Annotated in this window: 23 protein-coding genes; 6 read left to right on the plus strand and 17 right to left on the minus strand. The window is 66.2% G+C overall.

Annotated elements, in window-relative coordinates; genetic code table 11:
• Positions 1-48 precede the first annotated feature (48 nt).
• The 4 genes from ABGV18_RS08530 to ABGV18_RS08545 all read left to right on the plus strand — a co-directional run bounded on the left by ABGV18_RS08530 (position 49) and on the right by ABGV18_RS08545 (position 3,173).
• Positions 49-1,056, plus strand: coding sequence for a 2-hydroxyacid dehydrogenase (locus ABGV18_RS08530; protein WP_396582357.1), 1,008 nt, complete (start codon positions 49-51; stop codon positions 1,054-1,056).
• A 65-nt stretch (positions 1,057-1,121) separates the two neighbouring features.
• Positions 1,122-1,445, plus strand: coding sequence for a protein kinase family protein (locus ABGV18_RS08535; protein ID WP_396582355.1), 324 nt, complete (start codon positions 1,122-1,124; stop codon positions 1,443-1,445).
• Positions 1,408-1,833, plus strand: coding sequence for a YrbL family protein (locus tag ABGV18_RS08540; RefSeq protein WP_396585657.1), 426 nt, complete (start codon positions 1,408-1,410; stop codon positions 1,831-1,833). The genes ABGV18_RS08535 and ABGV18_RS08540 overlap by 38 nt, the downstream gene beginning before the upstream one ends.
• A gap of 68 nt (positions 1,834-1,901) precedes the next feature.
• Positions 1,902-3,173: an aminotransferase class I/II-fold pyridoxal phosphate-dependent enzyme gene (locus ABGV18_RS08545; RefSeq protein ID WP_396585658.1), complete on the plus strand. Its 1,272-nt coding sequence runs from the start codon at positions 1,902-1,904 to the stop codon at positions 3,171-3,173.
• Between the two features lie 196 nt (positions 3,174-3,369).
• On the opposite strand, the gene ABGV18_RS08550 is transcribed toward ABGV18_RS08545, so the two are convergent.
• The 9 genes from ABGV18_RS08550 to ABGV18_RS08590 form a co-directional block, all read right to left on the minus strand.
• Positions 3,370-4,029, minus strand: coding sequence for a DUF1614 domain-containing protein (locus tag ABGV18_RS08550; RefSeq protein WP_396585659.1), 660 nt, complete (start codon positions 4,027-4,029; stop codon positions 3,370-3,372).
• 6 nt (positions 4,030-4,035) lie between these two features.
• On the minus strand, positions 4,036-4,671 hold the full coding sequence (locus ABGV18_RS08555; RefSeq protein ID WP_396585660.1) for a methyltransferase domain-containing protein: 636 nt from the start codon (positions 4,669-4,671) through the stop codon (positions 4,036-4,038).
• A 47-nt stretch (positions 4,672-4,718) separates the two neighbouring features.
• The gene (locus ABGV18_RS08560) at positions 4,719-5,342 is read right to left on the minus strand and encodes a hypothetical protein (protein WP_396585661.1); all 624 of its coding nucleotides are present in this window, start codon (positions 5,340-5,342) and stop codon (positions 4,719-4,721) included.
• Positions 5,324-5,632: a hypothetical protein gene (locus ABGV18_RS08565; protein WP_396585662.1), complete on the minus strand. Its 309-nt coding sequence runs from the start codon at positions 5,630-5,632 to the stop codon at positions 5,324-5,326. Before ABGV18_RS08565 ends, ABGV18_RS08560 begins: the two co-directional genes overlap by 19 nt.
• A 178-nt stretch (positions 5,633-5,810) precedes the next feature.
• The gene (locus tag ABGV18_RS08570; protein WP_396585663.1) at positions 5,811-6,344 is read right to left on the minus strand and encodes a Spy/CpxP family protein refolding chaperone; all 534 of its coding nucleotides are present in this window, start codon (positions 6,342-6,344) and stop codon (positions 5,811-5,813) included.
• 241 nt (positions 6,345-6,585) lie between these two features.
• Positions 6,586-7,512, minus strand: a complete 927-nt coding sequence (locus tag ABGV18_RS08575; protein ID WP_396585664.1) for a metal ABC transporter permease — start codon at positions 7,510-7,512, stop codon at positions 6,586-6,588.
• Positions 7,512-8,717 carry a metal ABC transporter permease gene (locus tag ABGV18_RS08580; RefSeq protein WP_396585665.1) on the minus strand — a complete coding sequence of 402 codons (1,206 nt, stop codon included), beginning with the start codon at positions 8,715-8,717 and terminating at the stop codon, positions 7,512-7,514. Before ABGV18_RS08580 ends, ABGV18_RS08575 begins: the two co-directional genes overlap by 1 nt.
• Positions 8,717-9,532 (minus strand): ATP-binding cassette domain-containing protein, encoded by an 816-nt coding sequence (locus ABGV18_RS08585; RefSeq protein ID WP_396585666.1) that lies wholly within the window; start codon positions 9,530-9,532, stop codon positions 8,717-8,719. Before ABGV18_RS08585 ends, ABGV18_RS08580 begins: the two co-directional genes overlap by 1 nt.
• A gap of 8 nt (positions 9,533-9,540) precedes the next feature.
• Entirely contained in the window at positions 9,541-10,512 is a 972-nt protein-coding gene (locus ABGV18_RS08590) for a metal ABC transporter solute-binding protein, Zn/Mn family (RefSeq protein ID WP_396585667.1), read from the minus strand.
• A 218-nt stretch (positions 10,513-10,730) separates the two neighbouring features.
• Here ABGV18_RS08590 and ABGV18_RS08595 point away from each other — a divergent pair, with 218 nt between their 5' ends.
• Positions 10,731-11,609 carry an HPP family protein gene (locus ABGV18_RS08595; RefSeq protein ID WP_449728737.1) on the plus strand — a complete coding sequence of 293 codons (879 nt, stop codon included), beginning with the start codon at positions 10,731-10,733 and terminating at the stop codon, positions 11,607-11,609.
• A 73-nt stretch (positions 11,610-11,682) separates the two neighbouring features.
• Here ABGV18_RS08595 and rnt read toward each other — a convergent pair whose 3' ends face one another.
• The 7 genes from rnt to mrcB all read right to left on the minus strand — a co-directional run bounded on the left by rnt (position 11,683) and on the right by mrcB (position 22,081).
• Entirely contained in the window at positions 11,683-12,345 is a 663-nt protein-coding gene (gene rnt, locus ABGV18_RS08600) for a ribonuclease T (protein WP_396585669.1), read from the minus strand.
• Positions 12,346-12,352: 7 nt separating this feature from the next.
• Positions 12,353-13,213 (minus strand): bifunctional methylenetetrahydrofolate dehydrogenase/methenyltetrahydrofolate cyclohydrolase FolD, encoded by an 861-nt coding sequence (gene folD / locus ABGV18_RS08605; protein WP_396585670.1) that lies wholly within the window; start codon positions 13,211-13,213, stop codon positions 12,353-12,355.
• Between the two features lie 150 nt (positions 13,214-13,363).
• Positions 13,364-14,125, minus strand: a complete 762-nt coding sequence (locus tag ABGV18_RS08610; protein WP_396585671.1) for an SDR family oxidoreductase — start codon at positions 14,123-14,125, stop codon at positions 13,364-13,366.
• A gap of 153 nt (positions 14,126-14,278) precedes the next feature.
• On the minus strand, positions 14,279-16,840 hold the full coding sequence (locus ABGV18_RS08615) for an EAL domain-containing protein (RefSeq protein ID WP_396585672.1): 2,562 nt from the start codon (positions 16,838-16,840) through the stop codon (positions 14,279-14,281).
• Positions 16,841-17,028: 188 nt separating this feature from the next.
• On the minus strand, positions 17,029-19,062 hold the full coding sequence (locus ABGV18_RS08620; protein ID WP_396585673.1) for a helicase C-terminal domain-containing protein: 2,034 nt from the start codon (positions 19,060-19,062) through the stop codon (positions 17,029-17,031).
• Positions 19,059-19,694 (minus strand): tetratricopeptide repeat protein, encoded by a 636-nt coding sequence (locus ABGV18_RS08625; RefSeq protein ID WP_396585674.1) that lies wholly within the window; start codon positions 19,692-19,694, stop codon positions 19,059-19,061. The genes ABGV18_RS08620 and ABGV18_RS08625 overlap by 4 nt, the downstream gene beginning before the upstream one ends.
• Positions 19,695-19,792: 98 nt before the next feature.
• Complete coding sequence (gene mrcB / locus ABGV18_RS08630; protein WP_396585675.1) at positions 19,793-22,081, minus strand: penicillin-binding protein 1B; 2,289 nt, start codon at positions 22,079-22,081, stop codon at positions 19,793-19,795.
• 327 nt (positions 22,082-22,408) lie between these two features.
• Between mrcB and ABGV18_RS08635 the strand changes: the two genes are divergently transcribed.
• The gene (locus ABGV18_RS08635; protein ID WP_396585676.1) at positions 22,409-23,923 is read left to right on the plus strand and encodes a bifunctional aminoglycoside phosphotransferase/ATP-binding protein; all 1,515 of its coding nucleotides are present in this window, start codon (positions 22,409-22,411) and stop codon (positions 23,921-23,923) included.
• 153 nt (positions 23,924-24,076) lie between these two features.
• On the opposite strand, the gene ABGV18_RS08640 is transcribed toward ABGV18_RS08635, so the two are convergent.
• Positions 24,077-25,513: an exonuclease domain-containing protein gene (locus ABGV18_RS08640; protein ID WP_396585677.1), complete on the minus strand. Its 1,437-nt coding sequence runs from the start codon at positions 25,511-25,513 to the stop codon at positions 24,077-24,079.
• Between the last annotated feature and the right edge of the window lies 1 nt (position 25,514).

The following is a 25,514-nucleotide window of genomic DNA, read 5'->3' on the forward strand; positions in this document are numbered from 1 at the left end:
ACGAATCCAAGGCACCATTCCATCGATGCAGACAGGGACATCACTGCTATGAAAGTCGCTTTCTTCCATACCAAGCCCTACGATCGCGAGGCCTTCGAGGCCGAGCGGAAAGGGCATGAGATCGACTACTTCGACCAGCGCCTGAGCGAAGAAACCGTCCATCTGGCCCAGGGCTATCCGGCCGTCTGCGTCTTCGCCAACGACATCCTCAATGCCCGGGTGATCCACGCCCTGGTCGAGGGCGGTACCGAGGTGCTCGCCCTGCGCTGTGCCGGCTGCAATCACGTCGATTTCGACGCGGTCGCCGAGACCGGCCTGCGCGTGGTAAACGTGCCCGCCTACTCGCCCAACGCGGTAGCCGAACACGCCGTGGCGCTCATGCAGGCCGTCAACCGGCACCTGCCGCGCGCCGTCTCGCAGGTCCGCATGGGCAACTACGCCCTGCACGGGCTGGTCGGCATGGACGTGGTCGACAAGACGGTGGGCGTGGTCGGCACCGGGCGCATCGGCACGGTGTTCGCGCGCATCCTCAAGCAGGGCTTCGGCGCCAAGGTCATCGCCCACGACCCCTATCCCAACGACGAATGTCTTGCGATGGGCATCGACTACGTCTCGCTGGAGGACCTGCTTACGCGCTCGGACATCATCAGCCTGCACTGCCCGCTGACCGAGGACAGCCACCATCTCATCGACGCGGCGGCCGTCGCACAACTCAAACCGGGTGTGCTGATCGTCAACACCAGCCGCGGTGCGGTCATCGACACGCAGGCGGCCATCGACGGGCTGAAATCCGGGCAGATCGGCGGACTCGGCATCGATGTCTACGAGAACGAGGGGCCTCTGTTCTGGGAGGATCGCAGCGACGAGCCGCTCACCGATGACCAGTTCGCCCGGCTACTCGGGTTCGGCAACGTGGTGATCACCGGGCACCAGGCCTTCCTCACGCGCGAGGCGCTGGACCAGATCGCGAAGCAGACCCTGGAGAACCTCACCTGCATCGAGACCGGCACGGCCTGCGAGCGCGAGATCACCCCGACCGACGAACAGGCCGACTGACCCGTAATGGCCGGAACGCTACAATCACCCGCTGTTTCTTGCCCGCCTACTTCTCGGCAGCGCCCATGGACCTGATCTCTCCCCTTCAACTCACCGCCCTCAACCCCGTTGGCCAGGGGGCGCAGAAGCTCGTCTTCCGCCACCCCGACGACCCACGCGTGCTGGTCAAGGTGGTCAACCCGCGCTTTATCGAGCGCCGGGACAAGCGCGACCGCTTCTACCAAAAGCGCCGTCGCATCGGGCATCACCGGGCGTTTGCCCGCGAGATGATCGAGCACCTCGCCTCGCGGGCGCTGGCACCCGGTCGACTCGCGCCCTACCCGCAACATCCTCGGCGTGATCGACACGGACATGGGGGCGGACCTGTTGGTGGAAGCGGTACTGGATGAGAACGGCGAGCTGGCGCCCACCCTGCACGACCTAGTCGAGGGCGGCCGTTTCGGACCGCACGAACAACGGGCGCTGGAGCGATTCGCCGACTGGGCGCTGGCATCGAACGTGTTGATCAATGACCTGTCGCCGGACAACCTCGCCTGGCACCCGTCGGGACACTTCGTCATGATCGACGGCCTGGGCGATCGCGCCGGCATCCCGATCCGCGCGGTCAGCCCCTGGCTCAACCGTGTCTACAAGCGCAAGAAGATCCGCCACCTCCTCGCGGAGATCGGCATGGGAAAAGACTCGGGACGCTCCCGGAAACCCATCGCGATCGCCGTGGCGATCATCCTGGCGTTGCTCGGCCTGCTTGCCGCCCAGATGGAATTGTTGCTCGACTAAGCCAGTCGGCCGCGACAGACATCGAGCGTGTTTGAGGCTACTCTTTCCAGAAAAACAAGGAGGACAGCATGCGCCCCGAAACCATCGCCCTGCACGCCGGCTACGAACCGGACGACCAGCACGCCGTCGCCGTGCCGATCCACCAGACCACGTCGTACAGCTTCGACAACGCCCAGCACGCGGCCGACCTGTTCGACCTCAAGGTCCAGGGGAATATCTACTCGCGGATGATGAACCCCACCTGCGGGGTCCTCGAGGCGCGCATGGCGGCACTCGACGGCGGCATCGGGGCCTTGGCCACGGCCACCGGCATGGCCGCGATCACCTACACGATCCAGACCATCGCCCAGGCCGGCGACAACATCATCTCGATCAGCGAGCTCTACGGCGGCACCTACAACCTGTTCGCCCACACCCTGCCCCGCCAAGACATCGAGGTGCGGATGCAGGACAAGGACGACTTTGCCGGCATCGAGGCGGCGATCGACGAACGCACACGCGCGATCTACTGCGAGTCGATCGGCAATCCCTCGGGCAGCGTCGCCGACATCGAGCGACTGGCCGACATCGCCCATCGCAACGGCCTGCCGCTGATGGTCGACAACACCGTCGGCACGCCCTTTCTCCTCAAGCCGATCGATTACGGCGCCGACATCGTCATCCACTCGGCGACCAAGTACATCGGCGGGCATGGCACCACCCTCGGCGGCGTAATCGTCGACTCGGGCAACTTCGACTGGGCCGCGCACCCGGAGCGCTTCTCGCTGCTGATCGAGCCCGATCCCTCCTACCACGGCGTGAGTTACACCAACGACGTCGGTCAGGCGGCCTTTATCACCCGCGCCCGCGTGGTGCCGATGCGCAATACCGGCGCCGCCCTGTCGGCCCAGTCCGCCTGGAACCTGCTGCAAGGGCTGGAGACGCTCTCGCTGCGCATGGATCGAGTCTGCGAGAACACCCAGGAGATCGCCGAATTCCTCGAGGAGCATCCGCAAGTCAGCTGGGTGCAGTACGCCGGGCTACCCGAGCACAAGGACCACCGCTTGGCGCAGAAATACATGGACGGCCGGGCCTCGGGCATCCTCAGCTTCGGGCTCAAGGGCGGCCGCGAGGCGGGTGTGCGCTTCTACGACGCGCTCAACCTGATCCTGCGGCTGGTCAATATTGGCGATGCCAAGAGCTGCGCGGCCATCCCCGCCTCGACCACCCACCGTCAGCTCAACGACGAGGAGCTGCGCGCCGCGGGCGTGCCGCCGGACATGGTGCGCCTGTCGATCGGCATCGAGCACGTGGACGACCTGATCGAGGATCTTGATCAGGCGCTAAAGGCGGCACGCTGACGTAATCGAGGACGGACGCGAACACTCGCGCTGCCCAGCGAACGAGCGACGCCACTGTAGGTCGGGCTTCAGCCCGACAGCCGCCCAGGCCCCGACCCTACCCTGCCGAAACCGAATCACCTGTCATCCCGGTGGAATGTCGGGCTGAAGCCCGACCTACGGATGACGGTGGTTTCTGATAAGGGGCTTGGCCGCCTCAGGCCAGTAACACGGCAATAATCCCGGTGATGAATATCCCGTCGAAGGTGCCCGCCCCGCCGATCGAGGCCACCGGCGAGCCCATCTTGCGGATGTCCTTCAGGCGCAGCAGGTCGGCCCCGATCAGCACCCCGAGGGTACCGCCCACGTAGGCCAGTGCGGGGCTATGCTCCGGATCGATGACGATGCCGGCCATGGCGGCCGCCAGCGGCGCGACGAGGATCGGCATGCCGATACCGATTCCCGGCACGGGACGGCTGGCGTAGTACGACACGGCCGAGACCGTGATCACGGCCAGCAGGTAGTCGAACGGCGCGGCGCCGGCATTGAGCAGCAGGTAGGCGGAAAAGGTCAGCGGCAGCAGGCAGCCGCCCAGGTTCACGGCCACGGTCGTGATCCCCTCGAAGGGCACCTGGTGCTGCTTGAGCAGGCGGCGCAACGGGTCGGGGGGTGGCTCTGGTTCGTCGGGCGCCTCGGCCTGCATGCGAAACAGCGGCACGTTGACCAGGCTGCCCATCAGCGAGACGAACAGTAGCGTCATGCCCGCTTCTGGGGCTAGCCCCAGCTTCTGGAAGGTCAACTGCAGCGCCCCGACCTGGATCAGGACGAACAGGAAAACCAGCCCGAACAGGGCAAACAGGAATGGACCGCCCGGCATCGGTACTCAGGCCCCGCGGATCGCGGAGACAACCACGAAGCCGCCTTCGCCGTGCCCGGATCGCAGGGGTTCGATTTCCCGCGTTTGTGTCGGCAAGCGGGCCAGTGTCTGCCCCCACGCCGCCACGCGAAAGCCGCCTTCCTCGACAAAACGCCCCACCTCGCCGGCCGAGTGGAAGGTGGCGTCCCGGTAGAAGACGCTCTCATCCTGATGCGCCTCGTAGTCCTCGCCCAGCGGGCTGTCACGGTCGATAAAGCCGATCACCAGCCGCCCGCCGGGTCGCAGCACCCGGCATGCCTCGGCGACCATCGCCGCGGGCGAATCGACGAAACAGATCGTGGTGACCACCAGGACATGATCGAAACGCCCGGCCGGGAATGGCAGATGCTCCGCGACGCCCTCGACCGCCTCGATGCCGCGTCTGGCCGCGTATTCCAGCATGGCCGGAGACGGGTCGACGCCCACCTGCACACCCAGCGGCCCGGCAAAGCGACCGCTGCCCACGCCGATCTCCAGGCCGTCGCCGCTCCAGGGCACGAATGCACGCAGGGCGAGCAGTTCGGAGTGATAGGCGGCCTGGTGATGCTCGAACCAGTCGTCGTAGCGCTGGTGATGGGCCTCGAAGGCGGCGTCTCTGGCCATGCGCACATCTCCTGTCTTGCGGTGGAAGCAGCCGTTGCCAAAACGTCTTAGCGCGCCCCGGCAACGGCCGACGCTGCGACGTCCGGCCCGGCCACGACCCGACCCGCAACTCGGCCCAGGGTCACGAGTCGATCAACCGGAACGAAGACCCGGCCGGCGACACGCGGCAGGGTCTCGTCCCCGGGCGTCAGCCCCACCCGATCCAAAGCACGCCAGACCAGTTCGGAACAGTAAAAGCTCGGATCGTCGTCCAGGCGGAAACGGGTGTCGAAGGTGGTCTGCCGCGCGAGGTGATCGAGAAGCCAGTCGCCGATCAGCGCCCGCTGACCGTGATCGAGTGACGGGCGCACCACCTTTACATGTCGAGCCTCTCCGGTGAACGCGGCAACCGACTCGCGTCGGATCCGTCCTCCCGCGGGCGAGCCATCCATGTGGACCACGGCGACCTTCTCGCCTTCACGCAGCACCAGGCCGGCGTGGCTCCAGCGCGGATCGTGGTCGGCGAACCGGCGGGCGAAAAAGGCCCAGGCACTGTCATTCCCGGTGAGCACGATGTCCCCCGTCCGCAGCGAGTCGCCACGGGGCATGGCTTGAGATTGCGCCTGGGTGATCGGCACTAGCAGCGTGACGATCAGCGTGACGACGCGGGCAATCAGGGGCGCGTTCCGCACTGCTTGGCGGCGATCATCAGTTCCTGGAACGTGTGCTCGTTGAGACGCCCGCCGACCTCTTCGATCGAGGCAGTTTCATCGCGCATCAGCGCGACCAATTCCGCGAACTGCTCCTCGCCCAGGTTATTGTCCAGCCGCTCGCCCATGCAGGCGCAGCCCTCGGCATCGCCGGAGTTCGCCTTACAGACCGCCTCGAAATCCGCCTTGGGGCTCGAACAACCAGCCAGCATCAACAACACCCCGGCCAGCACGGTCATGCCGGCGACCTTCGCTGTCTTCACTTCAGTCACCTTATGTTTCCCTTGATCGATTGGACGACTGGCAAGTCTATCGCGTCGATCTCGACCCGCAACGCGCAGGGGCGACATGCCCGCACGAGAACCCGTGGGGTGTGGCGGACCCGGCTTGCCGACGTGCCCAGAAAAAACCCCGGCCAAGACCGGGGTCACGATCGGGAAGGGCTGGGTTTCAGTGACGCGAACAACCGCCACCCTGGTGGCCCTTGCCGTGATGAGACGCCTTGCCCTGGTGTCCCATCATCCGGTCGACCATGCGCTGCTGGTTCTCGTCGAGCGTCTCGTAGAATGCCGCCATGGCATCCGCACGCTCGGCCATGCGCTCCGAGGCCTCCTTCATGTGCTCGGCGCACTGCTCCATCTGCGCGGGCACGCTTGCCCCCATCATCTCGCGGCGCATTTCGCGGCGCATCTCCATGCGGGTCTCGCGTCCTTCCTCGCCGGTCTCGACAAAGGCGTCGAAGGCCTCGCGCTGGGGCTCGTCGAGGTCCAGCATCTCCGCGAGGCGCTCGTGACGATCGGCGCCGCCGTGGCATTCGCCCTTCTGAGCATGCTTGCCGTGCCCGGAAGGGCCGGCCTGCATCGACTTGCCCGCCCGGTCGCCGTGATGCGGGCACTGCTGCCCCGATGATGCGAAGGCCGCACCGGAAAGGGCGAGGGCCGAGGCGGCAAGCAGGGTGGTGGTAAATCGGACTGAACGTGTCATGGCAGGTCGCCGTTTGGTTGGATTACCCAACCATTCAAGCAGACGACGCCCGATGGCACCTGTCCATGCCGTAAAACTTGTTGCCCCGTGTCCCGAAAAGGCAACCAAGCGCGACGCGCCGGCCAATCACCTCACGCGCACGACGCAGGCCTGCCTCGGCAACGGATCGCAATTGTCGACGCCAAAAGGGCGAGCCCGGAAGGGAGCCGCCGATACAGACCCGGCCGGCGTCGCGGGGAGATCAGGTACCGACGGACGCACCGCTGGCCTGTCGATGCGGACCGTAGAACGCGGCCAGGGCCAGCACCAGACCGGACACGGTGGCAATCATCCCCGCCGCGCTCACGGCGTCGTCTGCTCCCAGCCACAACGGACCGTAACCGGCCAGCACGTAGCCCATGACCGCGGAGAACACGGCAAAGGCCACCGACCAGAGCACCTGGGCCTCGAGCCGATTGGTCATTAGTCGGGCGGCCGCCGGCGGGCAGATGAACATGGCGATGACGATGATCGAGCCGACTGCATCGAAGGATGCCACCGCCGCGATCGCCGCCATGATCACCAGCCCCAGGCCGATCAGGTTGGTGCGCATGCCCAGCACGCGGGCGAAACCCTCGTCGAAGGTGGAGATCTTGAGCGGCCGCCAGAAGACCACCGTGAAGACCAGCATCAGCAGCGCCACCATGGCGATCCGCGGCAGCTCGGGCGGCAGACCGGCCAGCGCGACCGGGTCGAACAACGAGCCCCAACCACGGGCCTCCACCCAGATCAGGCTCTCGAGGTTGCCGTAGAGCGCGTGCTGTACGTCGAGGTGGACCGAGGAGGTATCCGACTGCTCGAGCAGGAGCACGCCGAAGGCGAACAGCGCGGTGAAGGCCACGCCCATGGCCGCGCCAGGCTCGATCCGCCCCAGCCGCCGAATCAACTCGATCAGGAGCACCGCCACCACGGCCGCCCCGGCGGCACCGGCCATCATCGCCCAGGAACTGATCGTGCCGCTCAAGAGAAAGCCGACCACGATCCCCGGCAGGACGACGTGACTGATGGCATCGCCGATCAGGGCCTGGCGCCGCAGGACCAGAAAATTGCCCGGCAAGGCGCAGGCGACGGCGGCAAGCACGCCGATCAGGATCGGCACCAGGGACAGCATCACGAATTCGCCGCCCATCAGGCGCACTCCCCGCCGGCATCGGCAATCTGTCGATCGATCTCGCGGATCTCGTCGCGGGTCAGTACGTCCTCGATCACCAGCAGGCCGTCGTAGCGCGACACGGCCGATTCATGCGAGTGCATCCGGCGGGCGATCGTCCAGCGCGACTCGTCGCGACATGCCTTCTCGGCGCGGCGCCGACCCAGCTCCGTGGGCACCCCGTCGGCGCGGGCCAGACCCGCGCGAACCAGCAATTGCAGGGTGTAGCGTTCGTAGATGGGCATATCCTGGGCAATTGCCAGCAGCCCCTGGCGCAGGTGGATGCGCCGCTGCTGACGCCGGTGTCTCAGCCAGGCGGCCAGCACCCCGCGGCCGGGGGCGAACAGCATCGAGACGGCGAACAGGGCAAAGGCGGTCAGCACGATGATCGGCCCGGTCGGCAGCGCCGGCGCCGTCGCGGAGATCGCCGCGCCGACAAAACCCGATAGTCCGCCAAACACGCCGGCGATCGCCACCACCCGATGGCTGCGATCGCTCCAGAACCGCGCGGTCACCGGCGGAATGATCAGCAGCGCGACGATCAGCACCAGGCCGACCACCTTGAGCCCGATGATGGTCACCGCCAGCACCAGCCCCATCATGGCCAGGTCCACCCGCCGGACGTTCACCCCCGAGGCGGCCGCGAAGCCGGCATCGAAGGCAACCATCGTCATCGGTCGTCGCAATACCCAGACCACCAGCACGGCCAGCGCCCCGGCTACCGTAATGAGCACGGCATCCTGATAGAGCATGCCTGCCGTGGCACCGAGGAGGAAGTCCTCCAGCCCCGCGGGTCGACCGACCGAGACGGTCTGGATGACGGTCAGCAATACCACCCCGAAGCCGAAGAACACCGACAGCACCGCGCCAATCGCGGCATCCTCGGCCAAACGCGTGCGGCGGGTCAGCCAATGCATGGTCAGCAGCCCGGCCGCGGCCGTCAGTGCCGCCCCCAACAACAGCCCCGCCAGGTGACGCCCATCGCCACCGAAGGCGGCCATGACGAGAAAGGCGAGCCCCACGCCCGGCAGGGTCGCGTGGCTGATGGCATCGGAGACCAGCGCGCGCTTGCGCAGGAACAGGAAGGTGCCCGACGCACCGGCAGCAATGCCCAACAGGGCCGCACCGATCGCCACCAGCGTGGCGTTGTAGCCCAGCTGCAGTGTCAGGGCATCAAGCAGCATCAATGGCCGCCGAGCTGCAATTGATCCATCAGGTTCGCCGCCAGCCGGCCGCCGTAGGCGCGCTGCAGGTTCTCCTCGCTAAAGGCCTCGGCGACCGGCCCTTCGGCGACCTTGTGCACGTTGATCATCATGACGTGATCGAAGTAGTCGCGCACCGTGGAAAGATCATGGTGAACCGCCACCACCGTGCGACCCTCGGCACGCAGCGCCTTGAGCACGTCGATGATGGCCCGTTCGGTGGCCGCATCCACCCCGGCGAACGGCTCGTCGAGCAGATAGAGGTCCGCTCCCTGCGCCAGCGCCCGGGCCAGGAAGACACGCTGCTGCTGCCCGCCGGAGAGCTGACCGATCTGCCGCTCGGCGAAATCGCGCATGCCGACGCGGTCGAGGCACTCGAACGCGTGCTTGCGGTGTCGGTCGCGCACCGGCCGCAAGAGCCCCAGTTCGCGCGCCAGCCCCATGAGCACCACGTCGATTACCCGCGTGGGGAAGTCCCAGTCCACCGACGCCCGCTGCGGGACATAGGCGATACGGGGACGGCTTTTTGCCAGCGGCTGACCGAACACCGACACCACCCCCGAGAGCCGGGGCACGATGCCCAGCACGGCCTTGAGGGTGGTCGACTTGCCCGCGCCGTTCGGGCCGATGATGGCAGTCATCGAGCCATTCTCGACGGTCATGTCGAGCGAGAACACCGCCGGCTTGTCACCGTAGGAGACCGTCAAACCACGCACCGCCAGCGGCTTGTCCGACAGGCTATCGAGCGGATCGCTGGCCGCTGCCTGGCCCATTGCCTGGCCCATTGCCCTCTGCATGGTCCGAATCACCGCTCCCCCTCCGTCAACCGACCCTGCATGCCATCGGCTGGCGCCTGGCCGCCGAGGGCACGAACGATGGTGGTGATGTTGTGGTCGATCATGCCGATGTAGGTGCCTTCGTAGCTGCCCTCCGAGCCCATGGCATCGGAGTACAGTGTCCCGGCGATGCGCACCTCGTGGCCACGAGAGGCCGCGCCCTCCACCAGGGCGCGGATATTACGCTCCGATACCGAACTCTCGACGAACACGGCAGCGATCTCGCGCTCGACTAACAGATCGACCAGGTCGCGAATGCGCCGCAGCCCGGCCTCGGATTCGGTCGATATGCCCTGGATACCGATCACCTCGAATGCGTAGGCGCGACCGAAATAGGCAAAGGCATCATGCGCGGTCAGCAGCAAGCGCGCCTCGTTCGGCACGCTTGACGTGACCTCGGTGGCCCACTGGCCCAGTTGCTCGATGCGCTCGATGTAATCGGTCGCCCGCTTGCGGAAAGTCGCTTCCAGATCGGGACGTGCCTCGATCATGGCATCGCGCACGTTGGCGACCACCTCGCTCCAGAGACCGGGGTCCATCCAGACGTGCGGGTCGCGCTTGTCGTCATAATCCTCGTGGCCGAGCAGACGGTCGCGCTCCAGTCCTTCGGCCACCGGCAACACCGTCTGACGCTTGGCCAAACGCTGCAGGAATTCCTCCATCTGGGCCTCGAGATATAACCCGTGCCAGAGCACCAGGTCGGCCCGCGTCATGGCGACGATGTCACTGCGGGTCTGGCGGTAGCTGTGCGGGTCGATGCCCGATCCCATCAGACCGTCCACCTCGACCCGCTCGCCCCCGATCTCGCGCACGGCATCGGCGATCATCCCGGTGGTCGCGACCACCGACAGGCGTTGGTCCGCACCGCTGGCCGAGGGGGTCATCAGCAACAGGGCAAGCAGCGCCCAGAGTGCCAATACCGCCACGAGCACGCGTTGCATGGCCGCCAGTCGGCGTGTCGCCCGGCCAGCCCATGGCCGGACCGCCGGCCCCTCGTCTACCCGCATCAAGTCGCCCCCTCGAAAAAGTTAGTCAAGACTAACTTTTAACTTTATCCGCTCGGGCCGCACCCCGTCAATCCGACTGGTTGCACCATCACGGGGCAAGGGCGGTAGAATCCGGCCTCGCTTTCACCCGCCAGTCGTTGCAGGTAATACGCATGACACGAGAGACCCTATCAAGGCGCTTTCTGACGAGAATCCAAAACTTCATCGGACCCGGCACCACACGAGTCGGCTGGCGGGAAATGGTGATCGCCGGGTTAGCCGCGCTAGTGGGGATCTGGGCGGTGTACGCCCTGACCAGCTGGGTCGCCGGCCCATGGGCGGCGATCCTGATGGTCGGCTCGATGGGCGCGGCGGCCGTCCTGTTGTTCGCCGTGCCCCATGGGGCCCTGTCGCAACCATGGCCCGTGTTCGGCGGCCAGATCGTCTCTGCTGTCATCGGGGTGAGTGCCGCGGCTTGGATTCCCGACCCGGCCCTGGCAGCCGGGGTCGCCGTCGGCGGCGCGATTGCGGCCATGCAGTTGCTGCGCTGCGTCCATCCCCCCGGTGGGGCAACCGCCCTGATCGCCGTGATTGGTGGCGCGCCGGTGCATGAACTTGGGTATCTCTATCTTCTCGTGCCGGTGCTGGTGAACACCGCCATCCTGTTTGTGGTCGCCGTGATCGCGAATTACCCGTTCGCCTGGCGGCGCTATCCCATCGGCCTGGCCCGTTGGGACGAGCCCCCTGCCCCACCGCTGACGTCCGCGCACCTGCAGGCGGCGGTGCGTGATATCAATGTCATGGTCGACATCACGCCGGCCGAGCTGGAGGCCATCGCCCGCAGCGCGATTGCGCACGCCACGCAGGACACCTCGCCACTGCAGGTGCCGATCGGCGAGCGCTACGTGCATGCAGAAGCGGGGGAATCCGTGACGATTCACAAGCGTTTCGAGGGCGATGAGGCATCACAGGGACGCGGACGGGTCACGCTGAACGTGGTGCGACGAGAGAATGAAGCCGATCCCGACGCGAGCGGCAAATCAACCGACTGAGCGCTCGAAGGTTGGGCTTGGGGAGATTCGAACTAGGACGCCTCGACTCGGGAGGAATCGAGGCACGACAACGCTACTTGACCGGCTCGCGCACTCGCAGCGCCGCCCGACCATTCTCGGTGGAGAGCTCGTTGGTGATGTGGCAGAACAGCTCGGCGGTCTTCTGCGCATCGTAGAGCGCCCCGTGTGCCCGACTGTTGTCCCAGTCAAAGCCCGCTGCCGTGCAGGCCTTGGCAAGCACGGTCTCGCCGATCGCCACGGCGGCGGCCGTGACCGTGTCGAGCGTGGAGAATGGGTGAAAGGGGTTGCGCTTGTAGCCGGTGCGCTCGCAGGCCGCCTTGACCACGGCCAGGTCGAAGGGCGCGTTGTGACCCACCAAGATGGCGCGACGTGCGTTGAGCGCCTTCACCTGGCGACGGATCGGTCGGAAGAAGGCATCCAGCGCGGCGCGCTCCTCGACCGCCTCGCGTTCGGGATCCGACGGATCGATACCGTGGATCTTAATCGAGACGGGGTCGACCACGGTCAGGGCGCTGGGATGCACCGAGACCGCGATCTCCTCGGCGGGATAGAGCCGCCCATGCTCATCGACATCCAGCAGCACGGCGGCCAGTTCCAGCAGGGCATGACCCTGCGGGTCGAGCCCACCGGTCTCGACATCGACCACCACCGGCACAAAGCCACGAAAACGGCGCGCGATGGTCCAGTCGGTGTGTTCGGCAGTCGCCTCGCTCATCGGGCGCTCAATCCAGTCCCAGGCGACGACGCCAGGAGGTAACGGTGTTGTTCATCAGCATGGCGATGGTCATCGGCCCCACCCCGCCGGGTACCGGCGTGATGAACCCCGCGCGCTCCGCGGCCGCGTCGAAATCGACGTCACCATGCAGCGTGCCGTCCTCGCGCCGGTGGATGCCCACGTCGATCACGATCGCGCCGTCCTTGATCCACTCACCCTTGACCAGCCCCGGCTTGCCGGCGGCGACCACCACCAGGTCGGCACGACGCACATGGGCGGCCAGATCCTGGGTAAAACGATGGCAGACCGTCACGGTCGCCCCGCCCAGCAGCAGCTCGAGGGCCATGGGGCGACCAACGATGTTCGAAGCCCCCACCACCACAGCTTCCATGCCATGCAGGTCGAGACCGGTCTCCTCGAGCAGCCGCATCACCCCGTAGGGCGTGCAGGGCCGCAGGCCGGGCTGGCGGATGGCCAGTCGCCCGATGTTGGTGGGATGAAAGCCGTCGACGTCCTTGTCCGGGTCGATACGGTTGATGATCGAATCGGCGCTCAAGTGCTCAGGCAGTGGCAGCTGCACCAGGATGCCGTCGATGCGCTGGTCGGCATTGAGCTCGTCGACCAGCGCGTCGAGTTCGGCCTGGCCGATCGTTTCATCAAGATCATGCGAGAACGAGGCGATGCCGAGCTTCGCGCAGGCCTCGCGTTTTTTGGCGACGTACACCGAGGAGGCCGGATCGCCGCCCACCTGCACCACCGCCAAACCGGGCGGGCGGTGGCCATTTTCGGTAAAGGCGGCGATCGTCTCGGCAAGCCCGGCGCGCACGGTGGCGCCGACGGCTCGCCCGTCGAGAATTGTTGCAGTCATGGGGCGATCACATGCGGGGGAAAGGCGCGATTGTCGCATGCGCCCCGGGCCGACTCAACGCCGCACCCTCGCGGGTTCGCCCAAAGCAATCCGTTGCTGTCCGCAACGGCGACACCCCGTGCGCTGGCAGACGGGTGTCCGCCGAACGAATCAGTCGGCGTAGATCATCTTGCGCGTCATGCCGCCATCGATCACGACATTCTGCGCAGTCACGAAGCCGGCCTCTGGCGACAATAGATAGGCCGCCATGGCTGCCACATCATCGGGTCGGCCCACGCGCCCGGCCGGGTGCTGCTGATGATCCCGTGCGCTCAGCGCCTCCGTTGACTGGCGCGCCGCGCGCTTCTGCCATTGGCTCACATCGATCCAGCCGGGGCTGATTGCATTGACTCGAACGGCCGGGCCCAGACTGATGGCCAGCGCGTGCGTCAGTGCGACGATGCCGCCCTTGCTGGCGGCATAAGCCTCGGTATCCGGTTCGGACTGCAGGGCCCGGGTGGACGCGATATTGACGATGGCACCCCGGCTTTCGCGCAGATAGGGTACGGCATGCTTGCTCACCAGAAAGGCGCCGGTCAGGTTGGTGTCGATCACCCGTTGCCATTCCGCCAGATCGACTGACTCGATCTCACCCATAAACGGGTCAGCCAGCGCCGCGTTGTTGATCACGCCATCCAGGCGACCGAACAGATCGACGGTTTGCGCGATGCTGTGCTCCACCGCCCGTTCATCGCGCACGTCGACCGTCAGGAAGCGCAGTGGGCCGATATCACCCAGTTCCTCGATGCACTCGGCCCCCGCCTCCTCGTCGATATCGACAATCACGACCGAGCGCCCCCGCTCCAGCAGGTAGCGCGCGATCCCCTTGCCGATTCCCTGTGCACCACCGGTGATATAGACAACTTGTGACATCGAGCGACCCGCCTTAATGCTGAATGTCTGTTTCGGACAGGCTTAGCCGCTTGCGCCAAGCATGGCAACTGCTGTTTGAGCACCGCGACGCTTATCGCCGGGATCAGGGAGGCATTTCCACTTTGGGCCGACACCGCCGCGCCGCTTCCCGGCCTAGTCGACGGTCTCCGGCAAATACCGGGTGGGCGACGGCGCGGGCCGGCCGATCAGAAAGCCCTGCGCGTAGTCGATGCCGAGCGCGCGGACCTGCTCGAGCACCTCCTCGCTTTCGACGAACTCGGCGACCGTGTGGATCTCGAACTCGCGCGAGAGCTCGGCGATCAGGCGCACGAAGGCGCGGTCGCGCGAATCGTCCAGCAGATTGAGGATGAAATCGCCCTCGATCTTGAGGTAATCGATCGGGAAGTGCTTGAGGTAATGGAACGAGGAGAAGCCCGAGCCGAAATCGTCGATGGCGAACTTGAAGCCCTCCAACCGCAGCTCCTGGACGAACTTCTCCAGCAGCTGGATGTTCTTAACCGTGTCGCGTTCGGTCAGTTCGAAGACGATGCGCTGCTTGGCTACGCCGGCCGCTTCCACGATCTTGCGCACCGTCGGGATGAACTCGGAGAGCACCAGGGCCCGCGGCGAGAGGTTGATGAACACCATGCCGTCGAAGCCACTCGCGCTCACCTCGGCGAGCGCCTTCTCGATCATGATGTAGTCGATCCGGTCGATCACGCCCATCTTCTCGGCGATCTCGATGAACTCCGAGGCCCCCATGATGGTGTCGCCCAGATCGATGCGAGAGAGCACCTCCACGGCCTCGATGCGATCGGACGCCGTGGCCAGGATCGGCTGGAAGTACGGCACGATGCGCTTCTCCTCGACCGCGCGCAGGATGGTCAGCCCCTTCTCGCTGATCGAGCGGAACACGTCCATGACGTCCTCATCGCTCGGCACCGCCACCCGCGCCTTACCGTCGGCCTTGGCCTTGTACATCATGTTGTCGGCGAACAGGAACAGGTCCTTGGGCTCGCTCGCGTGATCCGGATAGACGGCGACCCCGATGGACACCGAGGCCGACACCGGATCGCCATCCGGGGCGGTCAACACGACGCTGCCGGTGTTGCTCAGCACCTGGTTGGCGATCACGCAGGCCTTCTCCAGGTCGGTCTCGGGCAGCACCACCACGAACTCGTCACCGCCGTAGCGGGCGAAGATGTCGCCACGATTGAGTCCCTTGCCGATGGCATCGGCAAAGGCCTTTAGGAACAAATCGCCAAAGGCGTGGCCATAGCTGTCGTTGACCAGCTTGAAGTTGTCCAAGTCGATCAGAAGCAGCGAGAAACGCTGGTCGTGGCGCTGCGACCGGCCGATCTCGTAGCCGATCATCTCCCAGAACACCCGCTGGTTGTAGAGGTCCGTCAGTGGGTCGCGGGTGGCGTAGTACTCGAGATCCCGGGTGTACTTGAAGATCGCCTTGACCGAACCGACCACATTCAACAACGTCGAGAGCACGCTCTCGATCACCAGCAGGCGGGTTTCGTCATTGACCGTTTCCGCCTGCACGCCGATACCCACGATGCCACCGATCTTGGGCGCGTCGACCAACAGCGACTTGACCTGCACCTGCACGTCGGATTCGTCGAGATCGATCGGTGGCCCGTCGTGATTGGCGACATGATGGTTGACGTGCATCAGCGTGGCATCGCCCAGAGTGGGGTGCTTGCCCATGTGCTCGCGCACCGCCCGTTCGAGGAGGTCGCGGCTCTCTTCCGACGGCGGCGAGCGCCAGAAGACGTCCAGGTCGAACAATTCGTCGTCGATCTTGAAGATCGAGAACAGCGTGTAGGTCTCGATTACCTCGTTGATGTCAGTCATCAGTCGGCAGACATAGTCGTGCCAGTCGCGTACGACCTCCGAGGTGATGATGAACTTCTCCAGCAACTTGATCTCGAACTCGAGCAGGTCGCGATCCACCGCCACGCCGCGAAACTTGTCCACCACCCCCTCGAAACTGCGGAACACCCGATTGAGCTCATCGAAGCCCAGATCGGTATCACCCAGCGACAGATTGCGCAGGTCGGCGACGCGATTGACCTTGGCGGCATTCTCCTCGAGCAGTTGCACCGAACGGGAGATCCGCCTGTTGACGAACACCGTGATCAGCCCCGCACCGATGATCGGTATAGGGGCCAGCAGGATGAGCCAGAAGAAGAAGTTTTCGCGCGCCTCGGCAATCGTCGCGGAGAAATCCTGCGAGACGTCGATCACGCCGAGCACGTCGCCCTCCTCTGCCGTGGCATGACAGCTCAGGCACTTGTCCTCGGCCCGCAGCGGAAAGGTGTGGCGCACCGAGTGCTCCTCGACGTGCTCGAGCGTGCGCCCGGAGTCGAATACGGCGGCGACCGTGTCGTCGATCGGGGCCTGGTCGATCTGGCCGTATTGCTCGGCGACCACCGGCCCGCGGAATATCTCCAGATCGTAGCCACTACCGGCCAGCGCCTGGCGATTGGCCTCGACGAACCGCTCGAGCTGCGCGCGCGTCCAGCCGGTACTCATCAGTTGGTACATGGAGGCGAACGTCGAGCGCGCCAGCAGGTTCGAGTCCTTGAGCGCGCTTTGCTGCACGGACTGGTTGAATATGCCGGAGACGATCAGGTAGGCCCCGCCGAAAAACAGCAGCGAGACGAGCAGGGACATCGTGAGGATGAACGATTTAATGGTGCGCATGCGAACGACGTTGTGATAGCCGTGGACCAATCCGTTGAGGAACGGCCGCACTGGGTTCCTCAAGCCTTCCTGGCTCGGACGAATCAGCGGATGGTATGAATCCGGCGCCACGCACGCAACGCAGCGGCATACTCAGTTAATGGAAGTCTGATATGCCAGTCACGCCGAGATGCCGGCATCGAGGGGCGTCAAATCGTGTTTCCGCTGCTCTCGGCCAAGGAGTCCATCGGGGAGTCAGGCGGGGAGTCGGTCGGGGGTTCGACCGGACGGAGCAGCATGTCGCGCGCCACGCGACCGTCGCGGGTACGCCGCATCGGCGGCAGGGCATCGAGGATGGTGCGGCCGTATCCTTTGGACTGCAGGCGTGGGTCGCAGAGCACCATCACGCCGGTATCGGCCGTGTCGCGAATCAGTCGGCCGACGCCCTGCTTGAGGGTGATGATCGCCTCGGGCAGCGCCATGTGCACGAACGGCACCAACCCCTTGTCCTTGAGGCGTTGCTCGCGGGCGGCCCGCACGGGATCGCCGGGCGCGGCGAAGGGAATGCGGTCGATCATCACCAGCGACAACGCCTCGCCGCGCACATCCACGCCCTCCCAGAAGCTCTGCGTGCCCAGCAGCACACCGTTGCCGGCCTCGCGAAACGCCTCCAGCAAGGCCGACTTGGCCTGCGTGCCCTGCACGAACAGCGGCAGTTCGGTCAGGTGCTCGCCCAGCGTCTCGGCGGCAAGCTTCAAAGCCCGGTGGGAGGTGAACAGCAGAAAGGCCCGCCCGCCGCTGGCCTTGAGCAGCGGGTAGACCGCCCGCAATGACGCGAGCGTGTGCTCGCGCGCCCCACCCGGCCCGGACGGTTCGGGCAGGTTGGGCGGCAGGTAGAGCACCGCCTGGTTGGGAAAATCGAACGGCGACTCGACCTGCTCGCAGCGCGCGTCATCGAGGTTCATGCGCCGGGTGAAGTGGCTGAAATCCGAGCCGGCGGCGAGCGTCGCCGAGGTCATGATCCAGGCACGCGGCGCCGACTCGACATGCGACTTGAGCTGCCCGGCGGCATTGACCGGCGTGGTATGCAGGGTGAACGAGCGGGTGCGGCGTTCCACCCAGCGCACCGCGTGACCCTGGGACTCCGCCTTGCCCTCGCGGAAGGCCGTGAGCTCATCGCGCAAGCCCTGCGCCCGACCGAGCAACGCCTGCAATCCCTTGCCCCGCGGCGCGCCAATCTCCAGTTCTCGCACCAACCCGTCGAGGGCTTCACCCAGCCGGTCAAGCGCCTCGGTGACGCTCGCCTCGTCGGCCAGTTCGGCCCAGGGAGGCCGCTCGTTATCGATACGGGCCAGGGCCTCGAGTACCGGATCGGTCGCCCCCTTGAGGGTATCGGCCGCCTCGGCCAGCCCGGGCTGGTCGCGCGCCTCGTGTTTCTGCTCGGCGCGGGTGTCGGCGGCCAGGTCACGCAACTGGCGCGAACCGATCGCCTCGCCGAAGAACATCGAGGCGATTTCCGGCACCTGGTGGGCCTCGTCGAGCACCACCACGTCGGTCTCGGGCAGCAGTTCGGCAAAACCGGTCTGGCGCAGGGCCAGATCGGCGCAGAACAGGTGGTGATTGATCACCACGATGTCCGCCTTCTGCGCCCGCTCGCGGGCCTTTACGACGAAGCATTCGTCGTAAAGCGGGCATTCGCGGCCCAGGCAGTTGTCGTTGGTCGAGGTGACCAGCGGCCAGATCTCGTGATCGTCACCGACGCCGGTGCAATCGGCACGGTCGCCACCGATGGTTCGAGTCGCCCAGTCCCGGATCCGGGTGAGCGCCCGGGCATCCTCGCGCCGCGGCAGGCGCGCCTGCTCCTCGGCCAGCTCGAGGCGATACTTGCACAGGTAGTTCGCCCGCCCCTTGAGTAGTGCCACCTTGGCCGTGACGCCCAGCAGGTCACGCAGGCGTGGCAGGTCACGATCGAACAGCTGATCCTGCAGGTGCTTGGTGCCGGTGGAGATCAAGGCGCGCTTGCCCGAGAGCAATACCGGCGCGAGATAGCCGAAGGTCTTGCCCACGCCGGTACCGGCCTCGAGCACCAGCGTGTGCTGATCGTTGATCGCATCGCGGATCATCTCGGCCATGCGCCGCTGACCCGCGCGGGGTTGATAACCGTCGAAGGCCCCGGCCAACCTCCCCTCGGGGCCGAAGACGTCCTCGATTCCCAGCTGACTGCGGCGGCTCGCTTCGGTCATGCCGCGCGGACACCCTCGGCACGCTGGGCCGACGTGCTACCGGCTCGCTCCTCCGCCTCGCGGGCACCGGCCTCGTCGCCCTGGGCGCGTCGGGCCTTGGCCACCAGCTGCCAGGCGGCGGACAGGGTGCGGTTGTCCCGGGCGTGCTCGACCGCCCGCAAGGCCAGTTGCTCGGCCTGCGCGGGCTGGTTCTGCGCCAGGCGCAACTGGGCGAGATCCAGCCACAGGCGCGCGTTGCCCGGTTCGATCTGCACCGCCCGCTCCAGGGTCGATTGCGCGCCGGCCAGGTCCCCCGAATCACGACGTTGATCGGCCTGTTGCACCAAGGCCACGACGGCGGGCGAGGTGGCCGGCTCGCGCGATTCCGCCGGGCGATCCATCGGCAACGCCTCTTCCTGGATCTGCGGTGTCGACAAGGGAGTCGAGCGTACCTCGGGCTGCGGCTGCGGCGCCGGCTCGGGGCGCGGCGGCTCCGAGGAGCCCGGCGGCGGGGTCATCGGCGCGCAGGCGGCCAGGAACAGGCCAGCGGACCCCGCGGCCAGCGCACGAAGGGCCGAGACCCGAAGGATCGGGGCACGCAAGAAGGGGAATGCGCGGAAAAACGGTCGGTTGATCGACGTGCTGCTGTCCATTGGTTGCTACCTGACATGTCTGGGGATATCGGGTTATCGTAACCCGGCAAGGCCGACTGGCGGGAGTCGGCCGAGCGGTCAGGCCGCCCCGTGCTCGATCAACGGAACCAGTCCCAGATCGTGCCCGAACCCTCATCGTCACGGTCACGGTCGCGCCGCCCACCATCGCAATTGGCTGCCGGTTCGGGCCGATGCGAAGCGATAAACGGCAACGACTCACCCGGGCAATTGTCCGGAATGACGAATCGACGCTCCGGATCGACCCGGGCAAAGCGCACCCCGCGCGGCGGATTCATGTCACGCGGCTGGTTGTCGAGCGAGGCGAAGGTCGCGCCCCACAGCGGCAGGGCCGCTGTCGATCCGGTCAAGTTGGACGCACGGTCGTCGTCACGACCCACCCAGATCACGCCGACCCGATTGCCGGTAAAACCGGCGAACCAGGCGTCGCGGCCGTCGTTGGTGGTGCCGGTCTTGCCCGCCACGCCCACGGCCGGCGGGACCATCTGATTCAGGCGCGTCGAGGTGCCCTCGGCCACCACCGTCTGCAGACCGTATTGCAACAGGTAGAGGGCCTCCCGGCCGACGGCGCTCCGCACGTCGAGCGAGTAGCGCGACAGTGGCTCGCCGTCGCGATCGACCACCGTGCGGATCGAGCGCAGCGGCGTCATGAACCCGTCGGCCGAAAGCGTCTGGTACATCTGCGCGACCTCGAATGGCGTCATGCCCATCGAACCGAGCAGCATCGAGGGGTAAAACGGCGACGGGCGCGCTCCACCTAGCCGCTCGATGGTTTCGGCGACCGACTCCAGCCCGATGTTCATCCCCAGGCGCACGCTGGGCACGTTGCGTGAATGCGCCAGCGCCTCGATCAACGGGGTGGGGCCATGGAACTCGCGACTGTAATTCTGCGGTTTCCAGTCCTCCGAACCCCGCTGCTCGACCGTGATCGCCTCGTCGGCAAGCGGGGTGATCAGGTTGTACTCGGCCGGGCGCGACAACGCCGTCAGATAGATAGCCGGCTTGATCAGCGAACCGATCTGGCGGCGGGCATCCAGTGCTCGGTCGTAACCCTCGTAATGGGTGTCACGCCCACCGATCATCGCCTCGACCTCGCCGGTACTCACCGAGGCGATTACGCCGGCGGTCTCCAGGGTACCGGCCTCGAGACCGCGGCTGGCCTCGACCTCGTCGAGACGGGCCGTGCTCTGTTCAAGTGCTTCCTGCACGCGCGGTCGCAGGGTGGTGAAGATATTCAGTCCGCGTGTCTGCAGGTCCTCGGGGTTGTACTGCTCGGCAAGCTGGCGACGGACCAGGTCGACAAACGCCGGATGGCGCGCCCGCGAACCGGCCGTCTTGAGCACGCCCAGCGGCCGTGCCTGCCAATCGGCACCGGTGGTCTGATCGACCAGACCCAGATCGATCATCACGTCGATGACGACATTGCGGCGCGCCAGCGCGCGCTCGGGGTTGCGGCGCGGATTGTAGTAGTTGGCCCCCTTGACCATCCCCACCAGCAACGCGACCTGCTCGGGCTTGAGCTCGCCGATCGGTCGACCGAAGTAGAAACTCGCCGCCAAGCCAAAGCCGTGGATCGCCCGTCCGCCGTCCTGGCCAAGATAGACCTCGTTGAGATAGGCCTCAAGGATCTTGTCCTTGGGGTAATGCCACTCCATCTCGAGCGCCATGATCAACTCGGCGAACTTGCGCCGGTAGGTCCGATCCTGGGTGAGGAAAAGGTTCTTGGCCAGTTGCTGGGTGATGGTGCTGCCGCCCTGCACCCGCTCACCCGAAAGCAGGTTGGCCATGAAGGCGCGCAGGATCGCGGTGGGCACCACACCGTAGTGGTCGTAAAACGCACGATCCTCGACGGCCAGCAGGGTGTCGAGCAGCAAGGGCGCGTCGTCGCGCACCTCCTCGATCGCCAGAAGCACCCGGTCCTCGGCGCGATTGGGGTAGAGCGTGCCGATCGAGCGTGGCTCAAGCCGGACAATGCCGAGCGACTCACCATTCGGCCCGTCGAGCTCGGTCACCTGCCCGCCGACGATACGCACGTCGACACGACGGGACGGCTGCTCACCGTCCGGGAAGTCGAACGCACGCCGATGCAACGACACCTGGTTGCCACGGCGGCGGAAGGTGCCGGTCTCCTCGAGTGACTCGACGGCGACGTAGTTGAGGCGCTCCAGCGACGCGGTCAGCGCGTCGATACCCATCGCCTGGCCGACGTAGATCTCGTCCGGCGCGGCGTAGACGGTCGCCGGCATGGTGAACAGCGCCCCCTCGAAACGCTCGGTCACCCGCTCGTTGAGATACCAGGCCCAGGCGCCCAGCAGGAGCAGGCCGATGGCCGCCGCGATCAACAGGCCGCGCAGGGCCCAGCCGAACACCCGCGCCCGCCAGCCGCGCCGCGAGCTTCCGCTACGGCGAGGAGTGCCCTGACGCCGCGTCGAAGACGGTTTGCCGTTCGCTGGCCGGCGCGTGCGCCCGCCACGTCCCTTGCCGCCCCTGGTCTTGGTGTTACCGCTACCCTTGCTGGATGCCACGTTCAAGCCACGCTGTTACACTTTTGGAAATGGATCCGACCGCAATCTGGAGCGGTCGGCCCGGCAAGTCTAACAGGCCCGGAATGCGGTCGAGTGACCGCCACCAAGGCGTGCCACCACTCCGCCCGCATCCCGGGCCGTATCCCCGATACAACCTAACCCGGAGCGCCCATGGCCGAGCACCCGCAAGAGCGACTGATCGAACGGTTCAAGGAGAACCTCACCGAGAGCGACTCCTCCCTTGAGCACCTGCAGACCCACATCTCGCACGTGTTCCTGACCGGGCCCTGGGCCTACAAGATCAAGAAACCGATGAACTTCGGCTTTCTGGATTTCTCCAGCCTCGACCGCCGTCGCCACTTCTGCGAGGAAGAACTGCGGCTCAATGCCCGACTGGCCCCGGAACTCTACGACTCGGTACTGGGCCTGGACGCCGACGGCAAGCTGATCGAGGCGGATGATGGGGCGGAGGAGTTCGTCATCCGCATGCGCCGCTTCGATCAGGCGGACCGGCTCGACCACCTCGCCCGCCGTATTGGCCTCGACGAGGCGCTGGTCGAGCAGATCGCCGACCAGATCGCGGCCTTCCACGCCAAGGCCGAGGTCGCCGACGCCCAAACGCACTTCGGTGAGCCCGATACCGTCTGGGCACCGATGCAGCAGAATCTCGAGCAGATCGCCCCGCTGCTGGAAACCGATGCCGACCGGGACCGTCTCGCTGAGCTGGAACGCCGGTCGCGCGCGGCCTTCGAGGCCATTCGGCCGACCCTCGAGCAACGCAAGCGCGAGGGACACATCCGCGAATGCCACGGCGACATGCATCTGGCCAACATGGCCCTGCAGGACGGGGCTGTGACCATCTTCGACGGCATCGAGTTCAACGATGATTTCCGTTGGACGGACACGGCCAACGACCTGGCCTTTGCGCTGATGGATCTGAACAAGCGCAAGCTGATTGGCCCGGCGCGCCAGCTGCTCAACCGCTATCTGGAGATCAGCGGGGACTACGAGGCACTGCCGACCCTGCGCTTCTACCAGGGCTACCGGGCCGCGGTTCGGGCCAAAATCGCCCTACTCAGCCTGCGCGACGGCATGCCCGACGAGGAGCGTGACGCCGCGTGGACCGATTTCCGCGAATACACCGATCTGGCCAATGCGTTCTTCACCCCGGCCCAAGGGGAGCTTTTCATCACCATGGGCGTGAGCGGCAGCGGCAAGTCGCTGGCCAGCCGCGAACTGGTGCTCGCCCGTGGCGCGATCCGGGTGCGCTCGGATGCCGAGCGCCAGCGGATGTTCACCGATCCGGCCGAGCGCTATACCGAGATGGCTAGCGACAGCACCTACGACCGACTCGCGGAGATCGCGCGGCTGGGTACCGGGAGCGGCTGGCCGATAGCCCTCGACGCCACCTTCCTCGAGCGCGCCCGCCGTGGTCAGTTCGAGACACTGGCCGACGAGACCGGGGTGCCCTACACCATCCTGTTCATCGAGTGCGACAACGAGCAGTTGCTCGCCTACCTGCGCGAACGCCAGGCGCACGGCGGCGACATCTCGGAGGCCGACGAGCAGGTATTGCAGCAGCAATTGCAGAAGCTCGAATCCCTGTCGCCCGACGAGGCGCAACATTGCGTGCGCCTCAAGTGCGATTCACCCTTCGGGCCGCAGATCGCCGAACGGCTGGGGTGATCGACGCCAGGGCGCGCCACCCGTCGGCGAGCATCACGTGACATCGGGGTGCCTGTAGAGATTTCGCGGCTAAAGCCGCTCCTACACGTATTGATCGAGGCCGTAGGAGCGGCTTTAGCCGCGAAACACGTCGACCGCCGCGATTAGCCCGCCCTACTCTACTAACTCCACTACCGCTCCGCCACGGATGGCATCAACCGCCAACCGGTACATGTCGATGTCCAGCGGATGCTCGTCGCCGCCGGCTAGCAACTCGACCATTTCCCCCTCGGAACGGGCCGTGCCCAGATAGCGCCAGTGGCGGAACAGGTGGCGTTCCTCCATGCCATCACGCACCTCACGACTCGCGATTGCGCCGGGATAGGGCCAGGCCTCAAGCGCCAACGGCCCGAGGGCCTGCTTGAGGCGCAATCGGTGGGCAATCTCGGCCTCCCGTCCGACGCACAGACCACGACACTGCCCGATCTGGTGGGCAAAGCAGGCACGGTCAGCCCCCTTCTCCAGCCCGAGGTATTGCGGGCAGAGCCGGTGTTCCTTGGCCAGTTCCCTGAGGCGTTCGCTGGCCTTCATCCGCGAACGGAACACCCCGTGGGCGCGCCCCAGTGCTGACGGGGCCAGCTCATCGATCCGCACCAGCGTCGGCGGCTTGTCCGACTCATCGTCCCAGTACCAGGCCAGCAGGCCGCGTCGCGCGCGCAGGCGGCGGTTGAAGATCGGCTGCTCGCGCTTGACCAGCCGGGCCTCGGTGAGCAGCGCACCGATCTCACCGGCCGTCTCGATCCAGTCGAGATCAAAGGTCTGCTGGGCGATGCGCATTTCGCGGTCGCTGCGGTGGTCGTCGGCAAAGTGCGAGCGCACCCGAGAGCGCAGGTTGACGCTCTTGCCCACATAGAGCAGCGCGCCCTCCTCACCGAAAAAGCGATAGATGCCCGGGACGGCGGGCACTTCGTCGAGACGGGTGGGATCGAGATTGGGCGGGGTGCTCGCCCGCTTGACCTGGCGCCCGAGCGCCTCGAGCACGGCCTCGAGACCGTCGCGCTCGACAAAGCGGGCCAGCAGGGCCGGCAGGGCCTGGCAGTCGCCCATTGCGCGATGGCGATCGCCCACCGGTAGCGCGTGGCGGGCAATCAGGCTATCGAGGTTGTGACGGCGTTCGCCTCGGTCGAGGCGTCGCGAGAGCTTGACCGTGCACAGCTCGCGCAGCGTGACTGCCAGTCCGGCGGCGCGAAACGCATTGCGCAGAAAACCGGCATCGAAGCGGGCGTTGTGGGCGACCAGCAGACGGCCGTCGAACAGCTCGCGCACCTGGTCGGCCAGACGGGCGAACACCGGCGCGCCCGCCACCATGTCATCGCGGATACCGGTCAGGCGGGTAATGGTCGGTGGAATCGCCACTCCCGGGTCGAGCAGGCTCTGGAAGGGCTCGCCCACCACGCCATTATCGACGGGAATGATCGCGACCTCGGTGATCCGGTCACTGGTCGGGCGCATGCCGGTGGTCTCGACGTCGACAAAGGCCAGACGGTCGAAAGGCGCTGGCAATGCCGCCAGCGCCTCGATGCATTCGCCGGGCTGTAAGACGTTCGTCACC

Origin of the sequence: Guyparkeria halopsychrophila, from assembly GCF_044582135.1 — a bacterium.
GTDB lineage: Bacteria > Pseudomonadota > Gammaproteobacteria > Halothiobacillales > Halothiobacillaceae > Guyparkeria.